Source organism: Cellulosimicrobium cellulans (assembly GCF_007679345.1).
GTDB lineage: Bacteria > Actinomycetota > Actinomycetes > Actinomycetales > Cellulomonadaceae > Cellulomonas > Cellulomonas cellulans_A.
Genome location: NZ_VEGH01000016.1, coordinates 44818 through 62115, shown reverse-complemented (window position 1 = coordinate 62115; position 17298 = coordinate 44818). Strand labels below are relative to the sequence as shown.

General features: G+C 72.4%; 17 protein-coding genes. 5 read left to right on the top strand and 12 right to left on the bottom strand.

Going from position 1 to position 17298, the window contains the following annotated elements; translation table 11 throughout:
- Positions 1–22 precede the first annotated feature (22 nt).
- From FS882_RS18080 to FS882_RS18060, 5 genes are all read right to left on the bottom strand, one after another.
- Positions 23–1612, bottom strand: a complete 1590-nt coding sequence (locus FS882_RS18080) for a glycoside hydrolase family 43 protein (protein ID WP_158375186.1) — start codon at positions 1610–1612, stop codon at positions 23–25.
- Positions 1609–3984: a glycoside hydrolase family 3 N-terminal domain-containing protein gene (locus tag FS882_RS18075; RefSeq protein ID WP_158375248.1), complete on the bottom strand. Its 2376-nt coding sequence runs from the start codon at positions 3982–3984 to the stop codon at positions 1609–1611. The genes FS882_RS18080 and FS882_RS18075 overlap by 4 nt, the downstream gene beginning before the upstream one ends.
- 155 nt (positions 3985–4139) lie before the next feature.
- The gene (locus tag FS882_RS18070; protein ID WP_158375184.1) at positions 4140–5033 is read right to left on the bottom strand and encodes a carbohydrate ABC transporter permease; all 894 of its coding nucleotides are present in this window, start codon (positions 5031–5033) and stop codon (positions 4140–4142) included.
- On the bottom strand, positions 5033–6052 hold the full coding sequence (locus FS882_RS18065) for a carbohydrate ABC transporter permease (protein ID WP_158375182.1): 1020 nt from the start codon (positions 6050–6052) through the stop codon (positions 5033–5035). The genes FS882_RS18070 and FS882_RS18065 overlap by 1 nt, the downstream gene beginning before the upstream one ends.
- A gap of 7 nt (positions 6053–6059) precedes the next feature.
- Positions 6060–7355, bottom strand: a complete 1296-nt coding sequence (locus FS882_RS18060) for an extracellular solute-binding protein (RefSeq protein ID WP_158375180.1) — start codon at positions 7353–7355, stop codon at positions 6060–6062.
- 222 nt (positions 7356–7577) lie between these two features.
- On the opposite strand from FS882_RS18060, the gene FS882_RS18055 reads away from it, so the two are divergent.
- Positions 7578–8597 (top strand): LacI family DNA-binding transcriptional regulator, encoded by a 1020-nt coding sequence (locus tag FS882_RS18055; RefSeq protein ID WP_158375178.1) that lies wholly within the window; start codon positions 7578–7580, stop codon positions 8595–8597.
- A gap of 187 nt (positions 8598–8784) precedes the next feature.
- On the opposite strand, the gene FS882_RS18050 is transcribed toward FS882_RS18055, so the two are convergent.
- From FS882_RS18050 to FS882_RS18020, 7 genes are all read right to left on the bottom strand, one after another.
- Positions 8785–9189, bottom strand: coding sequence for a DUF4259 domain-containing protein (locus tag FS882_RS18050; RefSeq protein WP_158375176.1), 405 nt, complete (start codon positions 9187–9189; stop codon positions 8785–8787).
- Between the two features lie 267 nt (positions 9190–9456).
- A complete protein-coding gene (locus FS882_RS18045; protein WP_222848258.1) occupies positions 9457–10140 on the bottom strand; it encodes a VUT family protein in 684 nt (227 codons plus the stop codon).
- Positions 10041–10643 (bottom strand): 7-cyano-7-deazaguanine synthase, encoded by a 603-nt coding sequence (locus FS882_RS18040; RefSeq protein ID WP_158375174.1) that lies wholly within the window; start codon positions 10641–10643, stop codon positions 10041–10043. The genes FS882_RS18045 and FS882_RS18040 overlap by 100 nt, the downstream gene beginning before the upstream one ends.
- Positions 10640–11845, bottom strand: coding sequence for a PfkB family carbohydrate kinase (locus FS882_RS18035; protein WP_158375172.1), 1206 nt, complete (start codon positions 11843–11845; stop codon positions 10640–10642). The genes FS882_RS18040 and FS882_RS18035 overlap by 4 nt, the downstream gene beginning before the upstream one ends.
- Positions 11846–11848: 3 nt before the next feature.
- The gene (locus tag FS882_RS18030) at positions 11849–12424 is read right to left on the bottom strand and encodes a hypothetical protein (RefSeq protein ID WP_158375170.1); all 576 of its coding nucleotides are present in this window, start codon (positions 12422–12424) and stop codon (positions 11849–11851) included.
- A 73-nt stretch (positions 12425–12497) separates the two neighbouring features.
- Positions 12498–13283: a hypothetical protein gene (locus tag FS882_RS18025; RefSeq protein WP_187365358.1), complete on the bottom strand. Its 786-nt coding sequence runs from the start codon at positions 13281–13283 to the stop codon at positions 12498–12500.
- Positions 13280–13537 carry a helix-turn-helix domain-containing protein gene (locus FS882_RS18020; RefSeq protein WP_158375168.1) on the bottom strand — a complete coding sequence of 86 codons (258 nt, stop codon included), beginning with the start codon at positions 13535–13537 and terminating at the stop codon, positions 13280–13282. The genes FS882_RS18025 and FS882_RS18020 overlap by 4 nt, the downstream gene beginning before the upstream one ends.
- A gap of 337 nt (positions 13538–13874) precedes the next feature.
- Between FS882_RS18020 and FS882_RS18015 the strand changes: the two genes are divergently transcribed.
- The 4 genes from FS882_RS18015 (at position 13875) to FS882_RS18000 (ending at position 17195) form a co-directional block, all read left to right on the top strand.
- Positions 13875–14840 carry a hypothetical protein gene (locus tag FS882_RS18015; RefSeq protein WP_158375166.1) on the top strand — a complete coding sequence of 322 codons (966 nt, stop codon included), beginning with the start codon at positions 13875–13877 and terminating at the stop codon, positions 14838–14840.
- A complete protein-coding gene (locus tag FS882_RS18010; RefSeq protein WP_158375164.1) occupies positions 14837–15034 on the top strand; it encodes a hypothetical protein in 198 nt (65 codons plus the stop codon). The genes FS882_RS18015 and FS882_RS18010 overlap by 4 nt, the downstream gene beginning before the upstream one ends.
- A 195-nt stretch (positions 15035–15229) precedes the next feature.
- The gene (locus tag FS882_RS18005) at positions 15230–16252 is read left to right on the top strand and encodes a 5'-nucleotidase (protein ID WP_158375162.1); all 1023 of its coding nucleotides are present in this window, start codon (positions 15230–15232) and stop codon (positions 16250–16252) included.
- A gap of 13 nt (positions 16253–16265) precedes the next feature.
- The gene (locus FS882_RS18000; RefSeq protein WP_158375160.1) at positions 16266–17195 is read left to right on the top strand and encodes a hypothetical protein; all 930 of its coding nucleotides are present in this window, start codon (positions 16266–16268) and stop codon (positions 17193–17195) included.
- The last annotated feature ends 103 nt before the right edge of the window (positions 17196–17298 follow it).

The window sequence follows — 17298 nt, the reverse complement described above, 5'->3', positions numbered from 1 at the left end:
GGGGTCTCCTGTCGGGGGTGCGTCAGTGCACCGGTGAATATGCCACGGACCGGACGTGCGCCACGGTCGTCGTCGGCTGCCCCGCGCTGGTCGCCAGGACGCCGGCCCACAGCCCGAGGAACCCGCCGGTCGCGACGCTGTCGAGCGTGCGGGCGTCGGCGGTCGCGACGAGGGCGGGCGCGTCGTCGCCGGCGGCGGCGAGCAGCCGCAGGTCCGGCCCGCGCGCCTCGAGCACGAGCGTGAGGTCCCCGCGATCGGCGCCGTCGCCGGCGAGCGCGACCTCGCCGAGCACCTGCCGGGGCGCGCCGCCCTGCACGTGCACCACCCGGGCGACCCGGCCGCGGGCCTCGGCGGTCACGGCCAGCCGCACGTGGTCGCGCTCGGACTGCCGCACGGCCAGGGCGACCTCCTCCCCGTCCGCGAGCGCCACGGCGACCCGCACCGCGAGGTCCGCTGCGGGGTGCTCGATCCGCAGGCCGAGGAAGGCCGGCACGTCGAGGTCCGCGAGGGTCGCGGGGCGCAGCGGCAGCTCCCAGCCGTCGCCGGCGGGCGTCGCGACGTCCTCCGGCAGCGCGCGCACCGCGGTCCACCGCAGGTCCGCGGCGGGCACCGGCCCGGACTGCCGCCCGGAGGCCACGCGCTCGCCCGGCCACCCGGGGACCTCCGGGACGTCCACGACCGGCGGGATCCGGCCGACGCCGGGCGCGAGCACCGGCCAGCCGTCCTCCCACGCCACGGGCACCAGGAACGTCTCGCGGCCCAGCGGGTAGTGGTAGCCGCCCGAGGTCCGCATGGCGAGCAGCACGGCCCACCAGGACCCGTCGGGCGCCTCGACCAGGTCGGCGTGCCCGGCGGCCACCACGTCGACGCCGCGGCCCAGGTGCCGGTGGGTGAGCACAGGGTTCGACGGGTTGCCGAGGTACGGCCCGGTGATCGCGTCGGCACGGGCGACGCACACCGCGTGGTGCACCTCGGTCCCGCCCTCGGCCGCCACCAGCAGGTACCGGCCGTCGACGCGGTACAGGTGCGGGCCCTCGGCCCACACCGCCCCGCGGACGGCGCCGGTCCAGATCACGTGCTCCGGTCCGACCAGCTCCCGCGCCGCGGTGTCGAGCTCGCGGAGCCACACCTCCGTCTGACCGGGCCACTCCGGCTCCCGGGCCGGCCGGGTGGCGAGCACCCACGCCCGGCCGTCGTCGTCGAAGAACAGCGACGGGTCGATGCCGTCGCCGCCGAGCCACGCGGGCTCGGACCACGGCCCGGCCGGGTCGGCGGCCGTCACCAGGAAGTGCCCGAGCCCGGCGCGCCGCTCGTCGGGCGCCTGGCCGTCGGCCCGCTGGTCCACCAGCGTGCACACCACCCAGAACAGCCCGTCGTGGTGCCGGATCGTCGGCGCGTACAGCCCGCTGGACGACGGCAGCCCGGACATGTCGAGCTGCCGGTGCACCGCGTGCCCGACCGGCTCCCAGTGCGCGAGGTCGCGGCTGCGGAACACCGGCAGGCCCGGCAGGTACTCGAAGGTCGACGTCACCAGGTAGAAGTCGTCGCCGACCCGGCACACCGACGGGTCCGGGTGGCAGCCGGGCAGCACCGGGTTGGCGACGGCCGTCACGGGGCGGTGACCTTCACCTCGACGACGCGGGCGTCGGCGGCGGTCACCTCGTGCACGCCGCCGGTCACCGCGAGCACGCGGCGCTCCGTGGCGGTGCCGGCGACGGCACGCTCCGTGCGGGCGCGGGCCATCCGGATCGCGCCGTTGGTGCCGGCGACCTCGGCGGACCGCGGCGCCGCCTCGGCGTGCGACGCGACCCAGACGTGCACGTCACCGGGCTCGACCACCCGGGTCAGCCGGCGGTCCGCGAACGCGAACCGCGTCGTCGGCACCCGGAACGTCACCCGGCGGGACTCCCCCGGCGCCAGGTCCACGCGGGCGTAGCCGAGCAGCTGCGCGACCGGGCGGGTCACGGTCGCGACCACGTCGTGCCCGTACAGCTGGACGGTCTCGGTGCCGGCGACCGCGCCGACGTTGGTGACGGTGACCGCCGCCTCGAACGAGGCCGACGAGTCGACGGACGCGTCCACCGCGAGGTCGCCGTAGGCGAACTCGGTGTACCCGAGCCCGAAGCCGAACGGCCGCACCGGGGTCGGGTCGGTCGACGTGACGTCGGACGGCCCGCCGAGCACCGGGTGCAGGTACCGGTACGGCTGGGTGCCCGCGGACCGCGGCAGCGACACCGGCAGCCGCCCGGACGGGTTCACCGCGCCGGTGAGCACGTCGGCGATCGCGTCGCCGCCGCCCTCGCCCGGGAAGAACGCCTGCAGCACCGCGGCCGGGCGCGCGCCCTCGCCGTCGAGCGCCCAGCCGATCGCGTACGGGCGGCCGGTCAGCAGCACCAGCACGACCGGGGTGCCGGTCGCCACCAGGGCCTCCACCAGCTGCCGCTGCACACCCGGCAGCTCCAGGGACTCGGCGTCGTTGCCCTCGCCGACCGTGCCGCGGCCGAACAGGCCCGCCTGGTCGCCCACCACGACGACCGCCACGTCGGCGCCGGTGGCCGCGTCGACCGCCTCGGCGAACCCGGAGGTGTCGTCGCCCTCGACCGCGCAGCCCGCGGCGTGCACGACCTCCGCGGTGCCCGCGAGCGCCGCGTCCAGCGCCTCGCCGACGCTGCGGATCTCGAACCCGAGCGGCAGGCCCGGGTGGTGCGCGAGCACGTGGTTGGCGAACGAGTAGCAGCCCATCAGCGCCTCGGGCCGGTCGGCGTTGGGGCCGACGACGGCCACCCGCCGCGGCCGCGCGAGCGGCAGCACGCCGTCGTTGGCGAGCAGCACCACCGACTCCTGCGCGAGCCGCCGGGCGATCTCCCGCTGCCGCGGGGAGTCCAGGTCGACCTCGGTGGGCGGGCCGGCGGCGAACGCGTCGGGGTCCAGCAGGCCGAGCTCCTCCTTCTGCGCCAGCACGCGCAGCACCGCGCGGTCCACCAGGCGCTCGTCCGCCAGCCCGGCGCGCAGCCGCTCCGTGAGCGGCTCCAGGTACGCGTCGCCGGTCGGCAGCTCGACGTCGATGCCGGCCTCCAGGGCCAGCGCGGCGGCCTCACCGCGGTCGGCCGCGACCCGGTGCATCACCTCGAGGAAGGCCACCGCGAAGTAGTCGGCGACGACGACGCCGTCGAAGCCCCACTGCTCGCGCAGCACGCCGGTCAGGTGCTCGGCGCTCGCCGCCATCGGGACGCCGTCGACGTCGACGTAGGCATTCATCACCGAGCGGGCGCCGCCGTCGCGGACCGCCATCTCGAACGGCGGCAGGTACACGTCGAGCAGCTCGCGCGGGCCCGCGCTGACCGGGGCGTGGTTCCGGCCGGCCGCCGACGCGGAGTAGCCCGCGAAGTGCTTGAGCGTGGCGTGCACCCCGGCCTCCTGCAGACCGCGCACGTACGCCGTGCCGATCGTGCCGACCAGGTACGGGTCCTCGCCGATGCACTCGTCGACACGGCCCCACCGGGGGTCGCCGACGACGTCCAGCACGGGCGCCAGGCCCTGGTGGATGCCGAGCTCGCGCATCGAGTCGCCGATCGCGCGGGCCGCCTCGTGCACCAGGTCGGGGTCGAACGACGCGCCCCAGGCCAGCGGCGTCGGGTAGGTCGCGGCTTGCCACGCTGCCAGGCCGGTCAGGCACTCCTCGTGCACCAGCGCCGGGATGCCGAGCCGGGTCTCCCGCTGCAGCCGGCGCTGCTCGGCCCACAGCCAGGCCGCCCGCTCGACCGGGTCCACCGGCCGGGTGCCGTACACCCGGGTGTAGTGGCCGAGGCCGTGCCGGGTGATCTCGGGCAGCTGACCGGAGTCCTTCTGGCCCGCGGCCATCTCGGACTGCATCGGGGCGACCGTGCCGTTCTGGTCGAGCCAGTAGCCGACCAGCTGGGCCAGCTTCTCCTCGAGGGTCATGCGGGCGTGCAGGTCGCGGACCCGGTCGGAGACGACGGGCATCGCGGGGACGGGCTCGGCGTCGGGGCGGGCGGAGGCGGGCGCCGCAGCCGGGGCGGCGGTGCCGGTGGTGTCGGACACGCGAGGGTGCTCCTGTTCGAGGACGTGCGGGTGGCGGGCACGGCGGCGGGGCGGCGCAGGGCGCCCCGCCGTCGGCCTCAGCCCTTGACGGCGCCGGTCAGACCCCCGACGATCCTCCGCTCGAAGAGCGAGAAGAAGATCAGCGCGGGGATCATCGACAGCGACGTGAACGCCAGCACCCGGGCGGTGTCGACGGAGTACTGCGAGGCGAAGGCCTGGACGCCCAGCGGCAGCGTGTACTGCCCCTCGTCGTTCAGGATGAACAGCGGCAGCATGTAGCTGTTCCAGCTCGCGACGAACGCGAGGATGCCGACGGTCACCACGCCCGGGACCGACAGCGGCACGACCATCCGGAAGAAGAACCCGAGCCGGCTCGCGCCGTCGATGGCCGCCGCCTCCTCGAGCTCCTTCGGGATCGCCCGCAGGAACGGCACCAGGATGATGATCGTCACCGGCAGCGCGAACGCGATCTGCGGCAGGATGATGCCGGCCAGGCTGTTCATCAGCCCGAGCTGCCGGATCATGATGTACAGCGGCGTGATCGCGACCGTCATCGGGAACATCAGGCCCGCCGCGAACAGCGAGTACATCGCCCCGCGCCCGGAGAACTGGTACCGCGCCAGCACGAAGCTCGCCATGACCCCGAGCACCACGACGCCGATCGTCGTCGCGATGCCGCAGATCGCCGAGTTCAGGAACTGCTGCCAGAACAGCGAGCTGGACAGGACATCGACGTAGTTGCCGAACTCCCACGTCGTCGGGAGGCCGGACGGGTCGAGCGTGATCTGCGAGTTCGTCCGCAGGCCGCCCAGCACGATGTAGGCGACCGGCGCGATGCACACGCCGACCAGGAGCCAGGCGACGACGTAGACCAGCGGGTTCACGCGCTCGAGCGAGCGGCCGGGCCGGCGACGACGGGGCTCGGGGCGCGACGCCGGCAGCGGGGGCGTCTGGACGGCGGTGGCGGCCATCACTTCTTCCTCTCGGTCAGCGCGCCCTCGGTGTCCCGGCGGAGCACGAAGCGCTGGTACGTCAGCGCGATCGCCAGCGAGATCAGGAACAGCACGACCGCGACGGCGTTGCCGAAGCCGTAGTTCCCGGCCAGGCGGCCGTTGGAGACCATGTACGTGGCCATGGTCGACGTCCCGGCCGTGGCGGAGACGTACTGGCCCCAGATGATGTAGACGAGGTCGAACAGCTGGAGCGAGCCGATGATCGACAGGAACGCCCAGATCCGGATCGTCGGGCCGAGCAGCGGCAGCGTGATCGAGCGCTGCGCCTGCCAGTAGGAGGCGCCGTCGATCGCCGCGGCCTCGTGCAGCTCCTCGGGGATCGACTGCAGGCCGGCGAGGAACAGGATCACCGCGAAGCCGATGTACTTCCACGTGATGATGATCATCAACGACCAGATGGCGATCTTCGGGTCGGACAACCAGTCGGCGGTGAGGAACCCGAGCCCGATCTTCTCGAGCAGGCTGTTCACCGCGCCGGTCGTCTGGAGCATGAGGCTCCAGCCGGTGCCGACGATGACCTCGGAGATCACGTAGGGCACGAAGATCAGGACGCGGATCAGCGACCGGCCGCGGATCTTGCGGTTCAGCAGCAGCGCGAGGATCACGGCCGCGGGCCCCTGGAGGACCAGGGACATCACGACGATGAACCCGTTGTGCCGGAGCGCGTCGTGGAACGTCGGGTCCTTCAGGATCGCGACGTAGTTGTCCAGGCCGACGAAGTCGGTCGGCGGGCCGAAGCCCTTCCACTTGAAGAAGCCGTAGTACGCCGCCATCACCACGGGGAAGATGACGAACGCCAGGAAGATCAGGATGGCCGGTCCGGTCAGGATGCCGATCTCGAGCCGCTGACGCCAGCTCCCGCGCCGCCGGCGCGGGAGGGGCGCCGGGGACGGTGCCGCGACGGCACCGCCCCCGGCCGCCGAGCGACCCTCGGGCGACGAGATGACCACCGGGCTCACGCCCTGCGAGTCGCTCATGGTCGTGCTACTCCTTGGCCGCCGCGGCGTTGACAGTCTCGACGATCTTGTCGGGGCTGCCGCTGCCGGCGAGCATCTCGACGACGCTGGTGTTGAGCGCGTTGCCGACGTTCTGGCCGAACAGGGTGTCCAGCCAGACGGACACGTAGGCCGCGTCGTTGTAGGACGCCAGGACGTCCTGCAGGGCCGGGTCGGTCACGACGGACTGCGCGTCCTTGCTGGCCGGCAGGGTGACGAACGCCTCGGCGTAGCCCTCCTGGTTGTCCTTCTCCGCGATGAAGTTCAGGAAGTCGGCGCACTCCTTCGGCGCGTCCACGTAGCAGCTGAAGCCGTCGACGCCGCCCATCATCGCGGTGGGGTCACCGGCGCCGCCGTCCACGGCCGGGAACGGGAACCAGCCGAGGTCGGCCAGCGGCTCCTGCTCCGGCGTCAGGTTGGCGATGACGCCCGGGTCCCAGGCGCCCATGAGCTCCATGGCGGCCTGGTGGTTGGCGATGAGGCCCGCGGAGGAGCCGGCGCCCTGCTGCGCGGTGGTGGTCAGGTAGCCCTCGTTGAACGGCTCCGTCGCGGCGAAGTCCTGCAGGTCCTCGCCGGCCTTCGTCCAGCACTCGTCGTCGAAGGACATGTCCTTGGCGGCCTGCGTCATGGTGTCCTGCGAGCACTCGCGCAGCGCGAAGAAGTAGTACCAGTGCGCGGCGGGCCACGCGTCCTTGGCGCCCAGCGCGATCGGCTGGATGCCGGCGGCCTTGAGCTTGTCGACCGCGGCGCTCAGCTCGTCGACGGTCGTCGGCGTCTCGGTGATGCCGGCCTGCGCGAACAGGTCCTTGCTGTAGTAGAGGCCGCCGGGGAGCACGGCCGTCGGGACGCCGTAGACCGAGCCGTCGACCGAGAACGCCGCGAGGGACGCCTCGCCGAGCGCGTCACGCGTCTCCTGGGTCAGCGCGTCGGACAGGTCCATGGCCTGGCCCGCCTCGACCACGTCGGCGAGCTTGCCGCCGCCGCGCGCCATGAAGATGTCCGGCGCGTCGCCCGAGTTCAGGGCGGTCTGGAGCTTGCCGTCCATGTCCTCGTTCTGGATGGACTGGATGTTGATGGTGACGCCCGGGTTGGCCTCCTCGAACGCCGCGACGGTGTCCTCCCAGTAGGCCTTGCCGTCGCCCGTCGTCGAGTTGTGCCAGAACGTCATCGTGACGTCCCCGCCGTCCTCGCCACCGGACCCCGAGTCGCCGCCGCCGCAGGCGGCGAGGGTCATGGCTGCCACGATCGCCGCGGCCGTGACCGCCAGCGTCTTGCGTGCCTTCATGATCTGCCCTCTTCGTTGAGTTGACCGTGGTCCTCCCCGCCGGGGCCGGACCGTTCGCCGTCGGCGGGTGACCGCCGTGCGTCGTGCTCGTGACGCCGACCCCTGCGGCTGTGCCGGGGTCGGGCCCTCCTCGTCATCGCTGACTGCACGGCGACTCTGGCAGCCGCCGGAGCAGCGTGTCAACCGTTGTCGATAACGTTTTAGCAACCTAGGATCACGGCCATGGCACGCCGGGTGACGATCACGGACGTCGCCCGCGAGGCCGGGGTCTCGGTGGCGACCGTCTCGAAGGTGATCAACCAGCGGGACGGCATCGCGGCCGGCACCGCGACCCACGTGCGCGCCGTCGTGGACCGGCTCGGCTACGAGTCGAGCATCGTCGCCCGCGGCCTGCGCTCGCACCGCACCGGCGTCGTCGGGGTGCTGGTCGCGGAGTTCGAGCCGTTCAGCGCCGAGATCCTCAAGGGCGCCGGCGCCGCCCTGCGCGGCACCGACCACGCGCTGCTCGCCTACACCGGAGGCGGCTCGGGCCGGGCGGGCTGGGAGCACCGCTACCTGGCGCGGCTGAGCGGCACCCTCATCGACGGCGCCGTCCTGGTCACCCCCACCGTCCTGCACGCGGGAGCCTCCGTCCCGGTGGTGGCCGTCGACCCGCACGCCGGCCCCGGCGGCCTGCCGACCGTCGACTCCGACAACCTGCACGGTGCCGTGCTGGCGGTGCGGCACCTGCTCGGGCTCGGGCACCGGCGGATCGGGTTCCTGGGCGGGCGCGCCGACCTGGAGTCCTCCCGGCTGCGGGAGGCCGGGTACCGCGCGGCGCTGGCCGAGGCCGGCATCCCGGTCGACCCGGCGCTGATGCACGTGGCGGAGTACCGGCGGGACGCGGCCGACGCCCCGACCGCGGCGATGCTCGCCCTGGACGACCCGCCCACCGCGCTGTTCGCCGCCAACGACCTGTCCGCGATGGGCATCCTGGACGCGGCCGCCCGCCTCGGGGTGCGCGTGCCCGCCGAGCTGTCGGTGGTCGGGTTCGACGACGTGCCGGAGTCCGCCGCGACGACGCCGCCGCTCACGACCGTGCGGCAGGAGATCCAGGACCTCGGCCGCGCGGCGGTGGGGATGCTGCTGACGCTGCTGGGGGCCGACGCCGGCGCGGGCGAAGGGCCCGGCGCGGGGCAGCACCTGCGGCTCCCGACGCACCTGGTCGTCCGCGGCACGACCGCGGTCCCGCGCCGCCGCTGACCCGCGCCGCCCGCCGCCCGCCGCGCGCGCCGAGCGAGTACTCGACGCGTCGAGAGTGCAATCGCCGACTACTCGCTCGACGTGTCGGTTGCACACTCGGCGCGCGGAGGCGGCCGAGCGCGGCGGGCGCCCACCTCGGCGGCAGCACGCCCGCGGGCGGCAGCCGGCGCGGGGGTCCCGGGCGGCGTCAGCCCGTGGCGAGCGCGCGGAGCCGGTCCACCGAGGCGCGCGAGGTCGTCAGCCAGGCGTCGGCGCCCGGCTCGGTCCACAGCTCGTACAGCTCGGACGTGTCGGGGTCGGCGAGCACCCGGTCGGCCTGCTCGAGGAGCCACCGCGTCCGGTCGGGGGTGAGGTGCCCGGCGAACGCCGGCACCAGGGTCTCCTCCTCGGGGACCGCGGCGTGCAGGGCGCCGTGCACCGCCAGCGCCAGCTCCACCATCGCGAGCGCCGCCTGGCCGCCGTCCGCCTCGACGTACTCGTCGTCCTCGAAATACGGGTCGACCTCGGCGAAGGTGAAGTCGCCGTGCCGGATCATCGCGAGCAGGTCGCCCGCGGCGTCGCTGTCGAACGGTCCCACGCCCCAGGTCCCCATGCCGGCGACTGTACGGCAGAGAACGGTTGGACTTCGCAGGTCACCTGGGATGTCTGGGCTGCCGGCTGGGAGTCCGTTGTCCGATCTCCAGGAGTTGACTGTCGGGGTGGACCTTCAGAGGCGGTGGGGCCGTGACCTGCGGAGTTGCCGGGTCGCTCGCGGCCGCATCGGCGTGTCGCGCCAGCCGGGAGCATCCGCGGACGGCGGCCGGCCCGCCGCACGCTGACCCCGCCCGGGGGGGCACAACTGCCGTGGCCACCGGTTGTCTCACACCAGGTCCGCTGCGGCTGCCGGGATGCCCGCACGCGCCGGGCGCAAGGCCGGGGCCAGCACGGCCAACGTCAGCGCCGACACCGCGACCTTCCCGATCACCATCCCTGCGACCACACCCGGATCGGGCAGCGAGCCGAACGCGATCGTCAGGAAGACGGCCGAGTCGACCACGCTCGACACGACGTTGCTCGCCACGACCGCCGCGACCCGGCTACGAGCCCGGACACGGGCGTACACGCCCAGGTCCGCGAGCTCCGCGATCAGGAACGTCACGATTGACGCCAGCGCGATCGAAGGGGCGGAGGTGACCGCGGACAGCGGCGCGGTCGCGACGATCACCAGGAGGGTGCGGCCCGAGCCGAGCCTCTCGTGCAGCACGTCACGCAACGTCAACAGGGCGCCGGCGAACAGCACGCCGGACGGCGCGGACAGACCGAAGCCCACGGGGATCGTGCGCGGCTGCGCCGGGCCGTAGTCCGCTCCGATGTGGAGGATCGCCCAGTTGGCGAGCACGACGCAGGACGCGAACGCGACAACCAGGACACCGGTGACGACCCGGACGCGGGTGCGGTCCGCGTTCACGTCAGCATCCCGGCCCGGTGCAGCGTCGTGGTGCGCTTGACGCATCCGGGGCAGTTCGCGCATGGCAGGTTCGCGCGGTGGCACGAGTGCGTCCACGCGAGGACGCTCTCCGGGACGTGTGACAGGGTCAGCAGCTCGTCGGTGGTCAGATCCGCAGCCGGCGCGGACACGCGCATCGCACCCTCTTGGAGGCGCAGGAGGTGGTCGATCGCCGCGCGGAACTCGGGGGTGCCGTCGGCGTGCCGGACCCCGTCGGAGGCGACGGTCCCCAGGAGGATCTCGGTGAACCCTCGGGTGACGCCCCACGCGGCGGCCAGGGTGATCAGCAGCTGGTTGCGAAACGGCCACCACTCCGGGGCGACCCCGTCGACTGCTGCGAAGGTCGTGTCCCCGCTCATCAGCCCAGCCGCGACGGCACCGGCGGGGACGTGCAAGTGCGTGAACGGCAGGTCGAGCTCGACGGCGACCTGCGTGGCGGCGCGATGCTCGGCTTGGGCGGCGACCTGGCCGTAGTCGATCCCGAGGCAGTGCTCGGGGCGGGTCATCGCCGCCAGCGCCGTAGAGTCCAGTCCCCCGGACAGCAGCAGCAGTCTGCTCACGGCGCGGCCGTGCTGGTGCTCAGCGCGGCCCACGCCGCCCGGTACACGGCGGATGACAGGTCGGGCACCACCGCGCTGCCGGTACCGCGCACCATCGTCCAGGCATGGTCCTGGTGGTGCTCGGCGAGCCCGACGACCGGGATGCCAGCCCCGGTGGCCCAACCGACCTCGAACAGCGTGCCCGCGTCGGCGCCGTCGAGGACGGCCAGGACGCTGCTGCTGTCGCGCAGCCCGGCGAGGTCCTGTTCGGCGACCTCGTCCCCACCGCGGCCGATCTCGTGCAACGGGGAGAACACCTCGACGCCGAGCTGAGTCAGCGCCGTGCGGATCAGGGTGATCAGCTGCCGTTGCGCGATGTTGAAGAACGGCCCGGCCAGGTACACCTGCGGTCCGGGGCCGGGGACGTACTCGATCGGTTCGGGGACCGCGTCCAGCGCGCTCGCGCTGAACCCGGCGACCCCGGTCAGCGAGTGCGCTGCCGCGACCCGTGACGCGTCCTGCGCGGCCTGCTCCGGCGGGTTGTGCTCGATCGCCCACGAGTGCGCGAAGCCGGCGGTGAACGCGTCTCCGGAGCCGATCGGGTCGACGACCTCGGTCGGGCACGCCCCGAACGTCGCGGTCCCCGCGCTCGTCACGACCAGTCCCCCGCGGGCGCCCTGCTTGATCACGACCACGTGCACGCCCAGGCCGAGGACGAACTGCGCCGCGGCGTCGAGGTCGTCGTCGTTCGCCTGGGTACGGACCTCGTGCTCGTTGAGGACGACCGCGACATGGGCTGCGGTGACGTTGCGCAGCAAGTCCGGCAGCGGTGCGTGCTGCGGGTCGATGACCGCCCACTGCGTTTGGACGGTCCACTCGGTCTTCTCGACCATGCCGAACGCGACGACGACGTCCGCCGCCGCGGTGACCGGGTCGGCGTTGGCGGTCCCGCCGCGGTTCGTGGAGTGGACCGGGGTGTCGTACGTGAACCCGATCGGCCCGGTGCGAGGTGACGCGGCGACGTCCACCCCGGGCAGCGCGGCGGTCACCGCGTCGAACTCCGGGCGCAGGTGGTCGTCGATGCACGTGACGAACCGGACCTCGTGGCCCAGCCCTCGCAGGATCTGGGTGGCGCGCAGCCCCGACCCGCACAGCCTCTGCACGCGCGGTTCCTCGCACTGCTCGCGGTAGGTGCCGCCCACGACAGCCAACGTCGAGGTCACCGGTCAGCCCTTCCGGACCTCGACCGCACCGGTGACCGGGTCGGTCACCACCGCGATCGTCGCCCGCTGAATCTCCACGGCGTCGGGGAGCGCCGCCGGCTCCTCGGGGATGGTCCCCACCGGATTCCCGTCGGCGGTCGCGATGACCTTGCGGTCGAAGCCGAGCGTCAGCTCATACGACCCTGCGGCGGTCAACGCGACGGTCGCGTCGATGTGCGCGCGGAACGGCACCGGCAGCTCGTATGTGGTGCGCGGTTGGACGCGCACCCGCACGGCGGGGAACAGCGTGATGACCTCCGCCTCGTACCGGAACCCGTCCGCGATGCACCCCGACAGCTCCGGCCAGCGTTCGGTGATCGCGCCGAGCAGAGCACCGGACTGCCGCAGGTAGACCCGCAGCTGAGCAGGTGCCCCCTCCAGCAGGATCTCGCACAACGTCCCGACGGTCAGCACCCGCACGACATCCGGGTCGGGCGAGTTCACCGCCGCCTCGAAGCCCAGGAGCGCGCACGAGGCACCCGACGCCTGTCCGCCACGCCCGACGTAGTCGCTGTACGTCGAGCCGCCGCTACCACCCATCAGAGCCCCCTGAGAGAAGTTGGTGGAGGCAACATATCGCCGGGCGGTCGGCCGTGTGGGCGGTTTCGTGCGATCAGTCCAGGTCGGTCAGCGCCTTCACCCCGAACACGACGCGTGCGTGCCGGCCGAGGGCAGCCAACGACGCCCAGATGCACGCGTCCAGGTCCGCGGTCGGGACCCCGCCGACGCGCGCCCACGCGACGAACGCCTCCTCGAACCGCGCGTAGTCCCTCGGGAGCTTCCAGCCCGGGTCGAAGACGCCGGCGACGACGCCCGCGCGCCGGATGTGGATGTCGATGACGGCGATGTCGTCACTGCGGGTCAGGTTCCGCACCACCCAGGACGCCGTCTTCGCCCCGACGCCCGGCAGCCCCGTCAGCCAGTCGCGCAGCTCGCGAGGAACGCTGACCGGTGGGGGCGTAGCAGCCCCGAGGATGTCGATGACGGCGCTGAGCCGCTGGGCCTTGAGCGCCGGGAACCGGTACCGCACCGGACGGGGCCGGTCGGGCAGGTCGAACGGACGCGCAAGAGCCGCGTGCAACGTCGCTTCCGGCTGCGGCTCCCCGGTGAGCAGCCCTTCGCTCCGCAACCGGGCGAACGATACGTAGGCCATCTGCTCGGTAATCGCGTGCCCACCGAGCAGGCACAACGCAACCTCCTCCAGCAGCGTGGAACCGACCTGGTACGTCTGCGGGCGGGGCCGTTGGCGCGCCTGCTCCACCCAGAACGCCGGCGTCGCCAGACGTGTCGGGTCGTACCACGCGACGGTGCGCGACCAGTCGCCTCCGGACAGGAGCACGTCGCGACTGTAGTGCTCGGCATCGCGCGGCACCGGGGCCTCGGTGAGGGTGAGCGTCACGTCTGCTCCCGTTGGCGGTCGACCTGAGCGACCAGGTAGTTGGGGGTGGTGCCGAGCGCGCCCGCGAGGCGGACGACGAGGAAGAAGCCGGGTGCGGCGACCGCGCCCTGCTCCAGCTTGCGCAGCGTGTCGAGCGATACGCCCGCTGAGGCGGCGATCTGAGCGGCGGATGCCGACCCGCGCAACGCCCTCAGGACCGAGCCGAGCGCGCGGCCGTTCGCGCGTTCCTCCTCGGTGAGCGCTGGCCTGGGCATGCGATAACTATACGCGTATATTAATGCGCATCATGATGTTGCTCGTCGGTCGCCCTTCGGGCCAAGGGCGGCTGTTGGCCGGGACCTGCCTGACCCTGATCCCGTCGTTCGGCCCAGACGGCGGGCGCTGGATCAACGGGGTGTAACGCTCAAGACACCGGCTTGGATCGTCGGGCTCGTCCCGTGGTCCACCAACGGGCGGCCAGGACCGGCGATCTGCACTCGCCTGCATGACGGATCGGGAAGCTGAAGACGACGAGCGTCCCGGTGCGCCGGCAGCGGATGGTGAAGACGAAACGCCCGGGCACTGGTCGACAGCCCGCACCCGCAGCCGCGCATGAGCCGACGGCAGCTGCATGACCGGGAGCCGCGCCCGCAGCTGCCGGACCCGATGGCCGGTGTCCGAGACCAGATCGCGTCGATCGTCTCGATGCCGACCGTCCCGTCGCCGGTCCTGGACCAGCTGCTCGCCGCCATGAAGCCGCCCGCCCTCGAGCAGCTGGTGGATTCGTTCTCCGGTGGTGCGGTGCGCGACGTCGTCGCGGCCGCGATGCCGCGCGACCGGTTCGCCACGATCGGTGCGCTGTCGAGTCTCGGGCCGCGTTGGCAGGAGCAGATCGACTCGGTGGTGAAGATCGCGTCAGGTGCGGACGCGTTCCGTGCGCTGCAGCTGGACACGATCGGTATGGGCACGCTGACCAGCGGCTGGAAGCAGACGTTGGATGACGTCATGGGACGCAACCTCGCGGCGGAGTCGACCGCGAAGGCGCTGCAACCGATACAGGACGTGTCCGCCACCTACCGGTCGATGATCGCCGGGCTCGACCCTGCGCCGTGGATCACGACGGCGATCGCCCCGTTCGACCCGAGCGAGGTGTACCGCGAGGCTCTGTCGACGCTCACGATCCAGGACGCGTTCGCGCGGTTGGGCTCCTCGGCGGTGGTCGCCGAGAAGCTCGGGGCGGCGCTGACCGATCTCGATCTGACCGTTGACGAGACGACGCTCGCCACGGCTGTCGAGCAGTCCGTCGCGGACGCAGTCCCGGAAAATGCGGTGCTGACCGAACGGGATCGGTACGCCATCGGGGCCTACATGGCCGTTCTGGCGTTCGCACTGCTGATGTGGGCCTACGTCGCGCACCCGGCGATGGTCGGAGTCGTGTCCCAGGTCGGCGAGATCGTCACGATCGCCTCGGGCGTCGGGACCGTCACCTACAAGGCTCTCGGCGGTCGTAACGCGGCTGAGAACTGCGCGCTGTCAGCGGCCACCGCTGCCATCGGACACGAGGGAGCGAAGTCGTGAAGCGGTACGTGGACGGCGAGTGGACCGGGTGGGACGGCGACACGGTCGTCACGCTCACGGACGGGTCGGAGTGGCAGCAGGAGGAGTACTGGTACTCGTACCGGTACTCCTCCCGCCCGGAGGTCACGATCGAGAGCGGGAAGATGCTTGTGCAGGGCATGCGCAAGGCCGTGCGAGTCCGCCGCCTCCGCTGAGCCCTACCCACATCGCGGACCGCGTCGAGGCCCATGCGCTCGGGGCGGCGTGCGCCGCGAGCAGACCTCACGCCCCCCACGACGCGGTGGTTGATCGCGCCGCGCGTGACGCTCGTCGTGAGCCGTTCGTGGGAACGTGCCGCCCCTCGCGCGGTTCCAGGCCCGTGGACGACCGGGAACTTCTAGCCTGCGAACGTGGCGGAATACAACCTCTTCGGCAAGCTCGTCGTCGGGATCACCCCGAGCGCGCTGTTCGACGTGCGCGACTCGCACGACGCGTTCCGCAAGGGCCTTGACGAGTACCGGGCCTACCAGGACGAGCACATCGACGACCCTCTGCCCCCGGGTGTCGCATTCCCATTCGTCAAGCGTCTGCTCGGTTTGAACGACCTGCGGCCCGGTGACGCGTTGGTCGAGGTGATCGTGCTCGCGAAGGACGACGCGACCACGGGTCTGCGGATCATGAAGTCGATCGCGCACTACGAGCTCGACATCACCCGGGCAGTGTTCACCGAGGGCAAGGCGCCGTACCAGTACATCGACGCGTTGAACATCTGCCTGTTCCTGTCGGGGAACGCCGCCGACGCCGTGGCGGCCTCGGCCGCCGGCTACCCGGCGGGCCAGGTGCTCGGTCGCACCGCGATCGAACCGGACGCCGACGACCCTGACTCGCTGCTCGTCGCGCTGGACTTCGACCGGGTCCTTGCGGACAACGAAGCCGAAGAGGTCTACAACAACTCCACGTTCGAGGAGTACCTCGCGTACGAGAGCGAGAACGCCGGCAAGCCGCTCGGCGACGGGCCGATGAAGCAGTTCCTCGTCGCGCTCGGCCGGATCCAGGAGGCCGAACGCCAGCACAGCAAGGACTTCACCGACTACCGACCCAGGGTGCGGCTCGCGCTGGTGACCGCGCGACAGGCCCCCGCTCACGAACGCGCGGTGCGGACACTGAGGCACTGGAACGTGCAGGTGAACGACGCGTTCTTCCTCGGCGGGGTCCGCAAAGCTCACGTCCTGTCGGTGCTGCGCCCGCACATCTACTTCGACGATCAGCCGAACCATCTCGAGCACGCCCAAGCGACGGTGGCGAGCGTCCTGGTTCCGTTCGCGGCGGCTCCGAGCGCGGACGCCGACCGCGCGGACTTTCAGGGCCCGGCGACCGGGTCGCTTGCCACACCGCCCGATGCCGGCTCTCTCGAGACTGACACGGACGACTGAACGGCACACGACGATGGGCATCCTCGCTCGGATCAAGGCCGCACTGACATCGGCACCGACGCCTCCCACTTCGGCACCGTCCGACGACGACTCACAGCAGCCCACGCCGCGGGTGCACGTGACGCGGACGGCGGGAACCATCGGTCCGCTCCACCCGCTGAGCGGCACCACGACGTTCACGCGCGATGCCGTTGACGCGTTCCTCGCGCGTCGCGGCCTGGAACTGCCCGCGCACGTCGAGATGGACGGCATCGCGCAACGCGAGCCGGCAAACCCGGCCGACCCCGCCGCGGTCGCCGTGCTGGTCGACGGTGAGCCGATCGGCTATCTGCCCCACCCTGTCGCTGTCCGGCTCGACCCGCCGACAGACGCCTCGCTATCCGTGCGCGTGCAGCTGTTTGCGAAGGAACAGGACGGCCGTGCTCGCGCCGCCGCGTGGGTGTGGCTCGAGGACAGCACCCCGCGCTGGCAGTTCAGTGCCGACAAGTGGCCGCCAATCACCCGCACCGAGACTCGGGTCGACGGCCACCTCGAGCGCCGCGAGATGGTGTCCGACGCTCTCGCGAACGGCGGGGCGCGCGCGGACGCGTTCCGCGCCGGAACGGTCGAGAACATCCACTATCTGGAGCTGGTCGAGCCGATCAAGCAGCTCAAACGCGAAGGCCGCCTCGAGGAGGCGCTCGAGCTCTGTTACGTCGCGATCACCGGGGCGGAAGCGCAGCACGCCCACGACAGACTGACTCCCCCACCGGCCTACACCGAGCATGCCGCGATCATCCTGCGCAAGCTTCGTCGCCACGACGAGGAGCGCGCGGTGCTGCGTCGCTACCTGGCGCTGCTGCCCAAAGACCAACGCGCCGGCTCCCGGATCGGCGAGCGGCTCGCGAAGCTCGACCGTCTGCGCTGGCCGCTCCTCGACGCCGGCTCCGACGGGCCGGCCTGACGTGTTCGACGTCCGCTGCCGCCGTTCGTTGAAGCGGGTCCATGTCGGTCACGTCGAAGTGATGCTCCCGGGGCTGCGGCAGGTCCCACTGGTCGACGAGGTC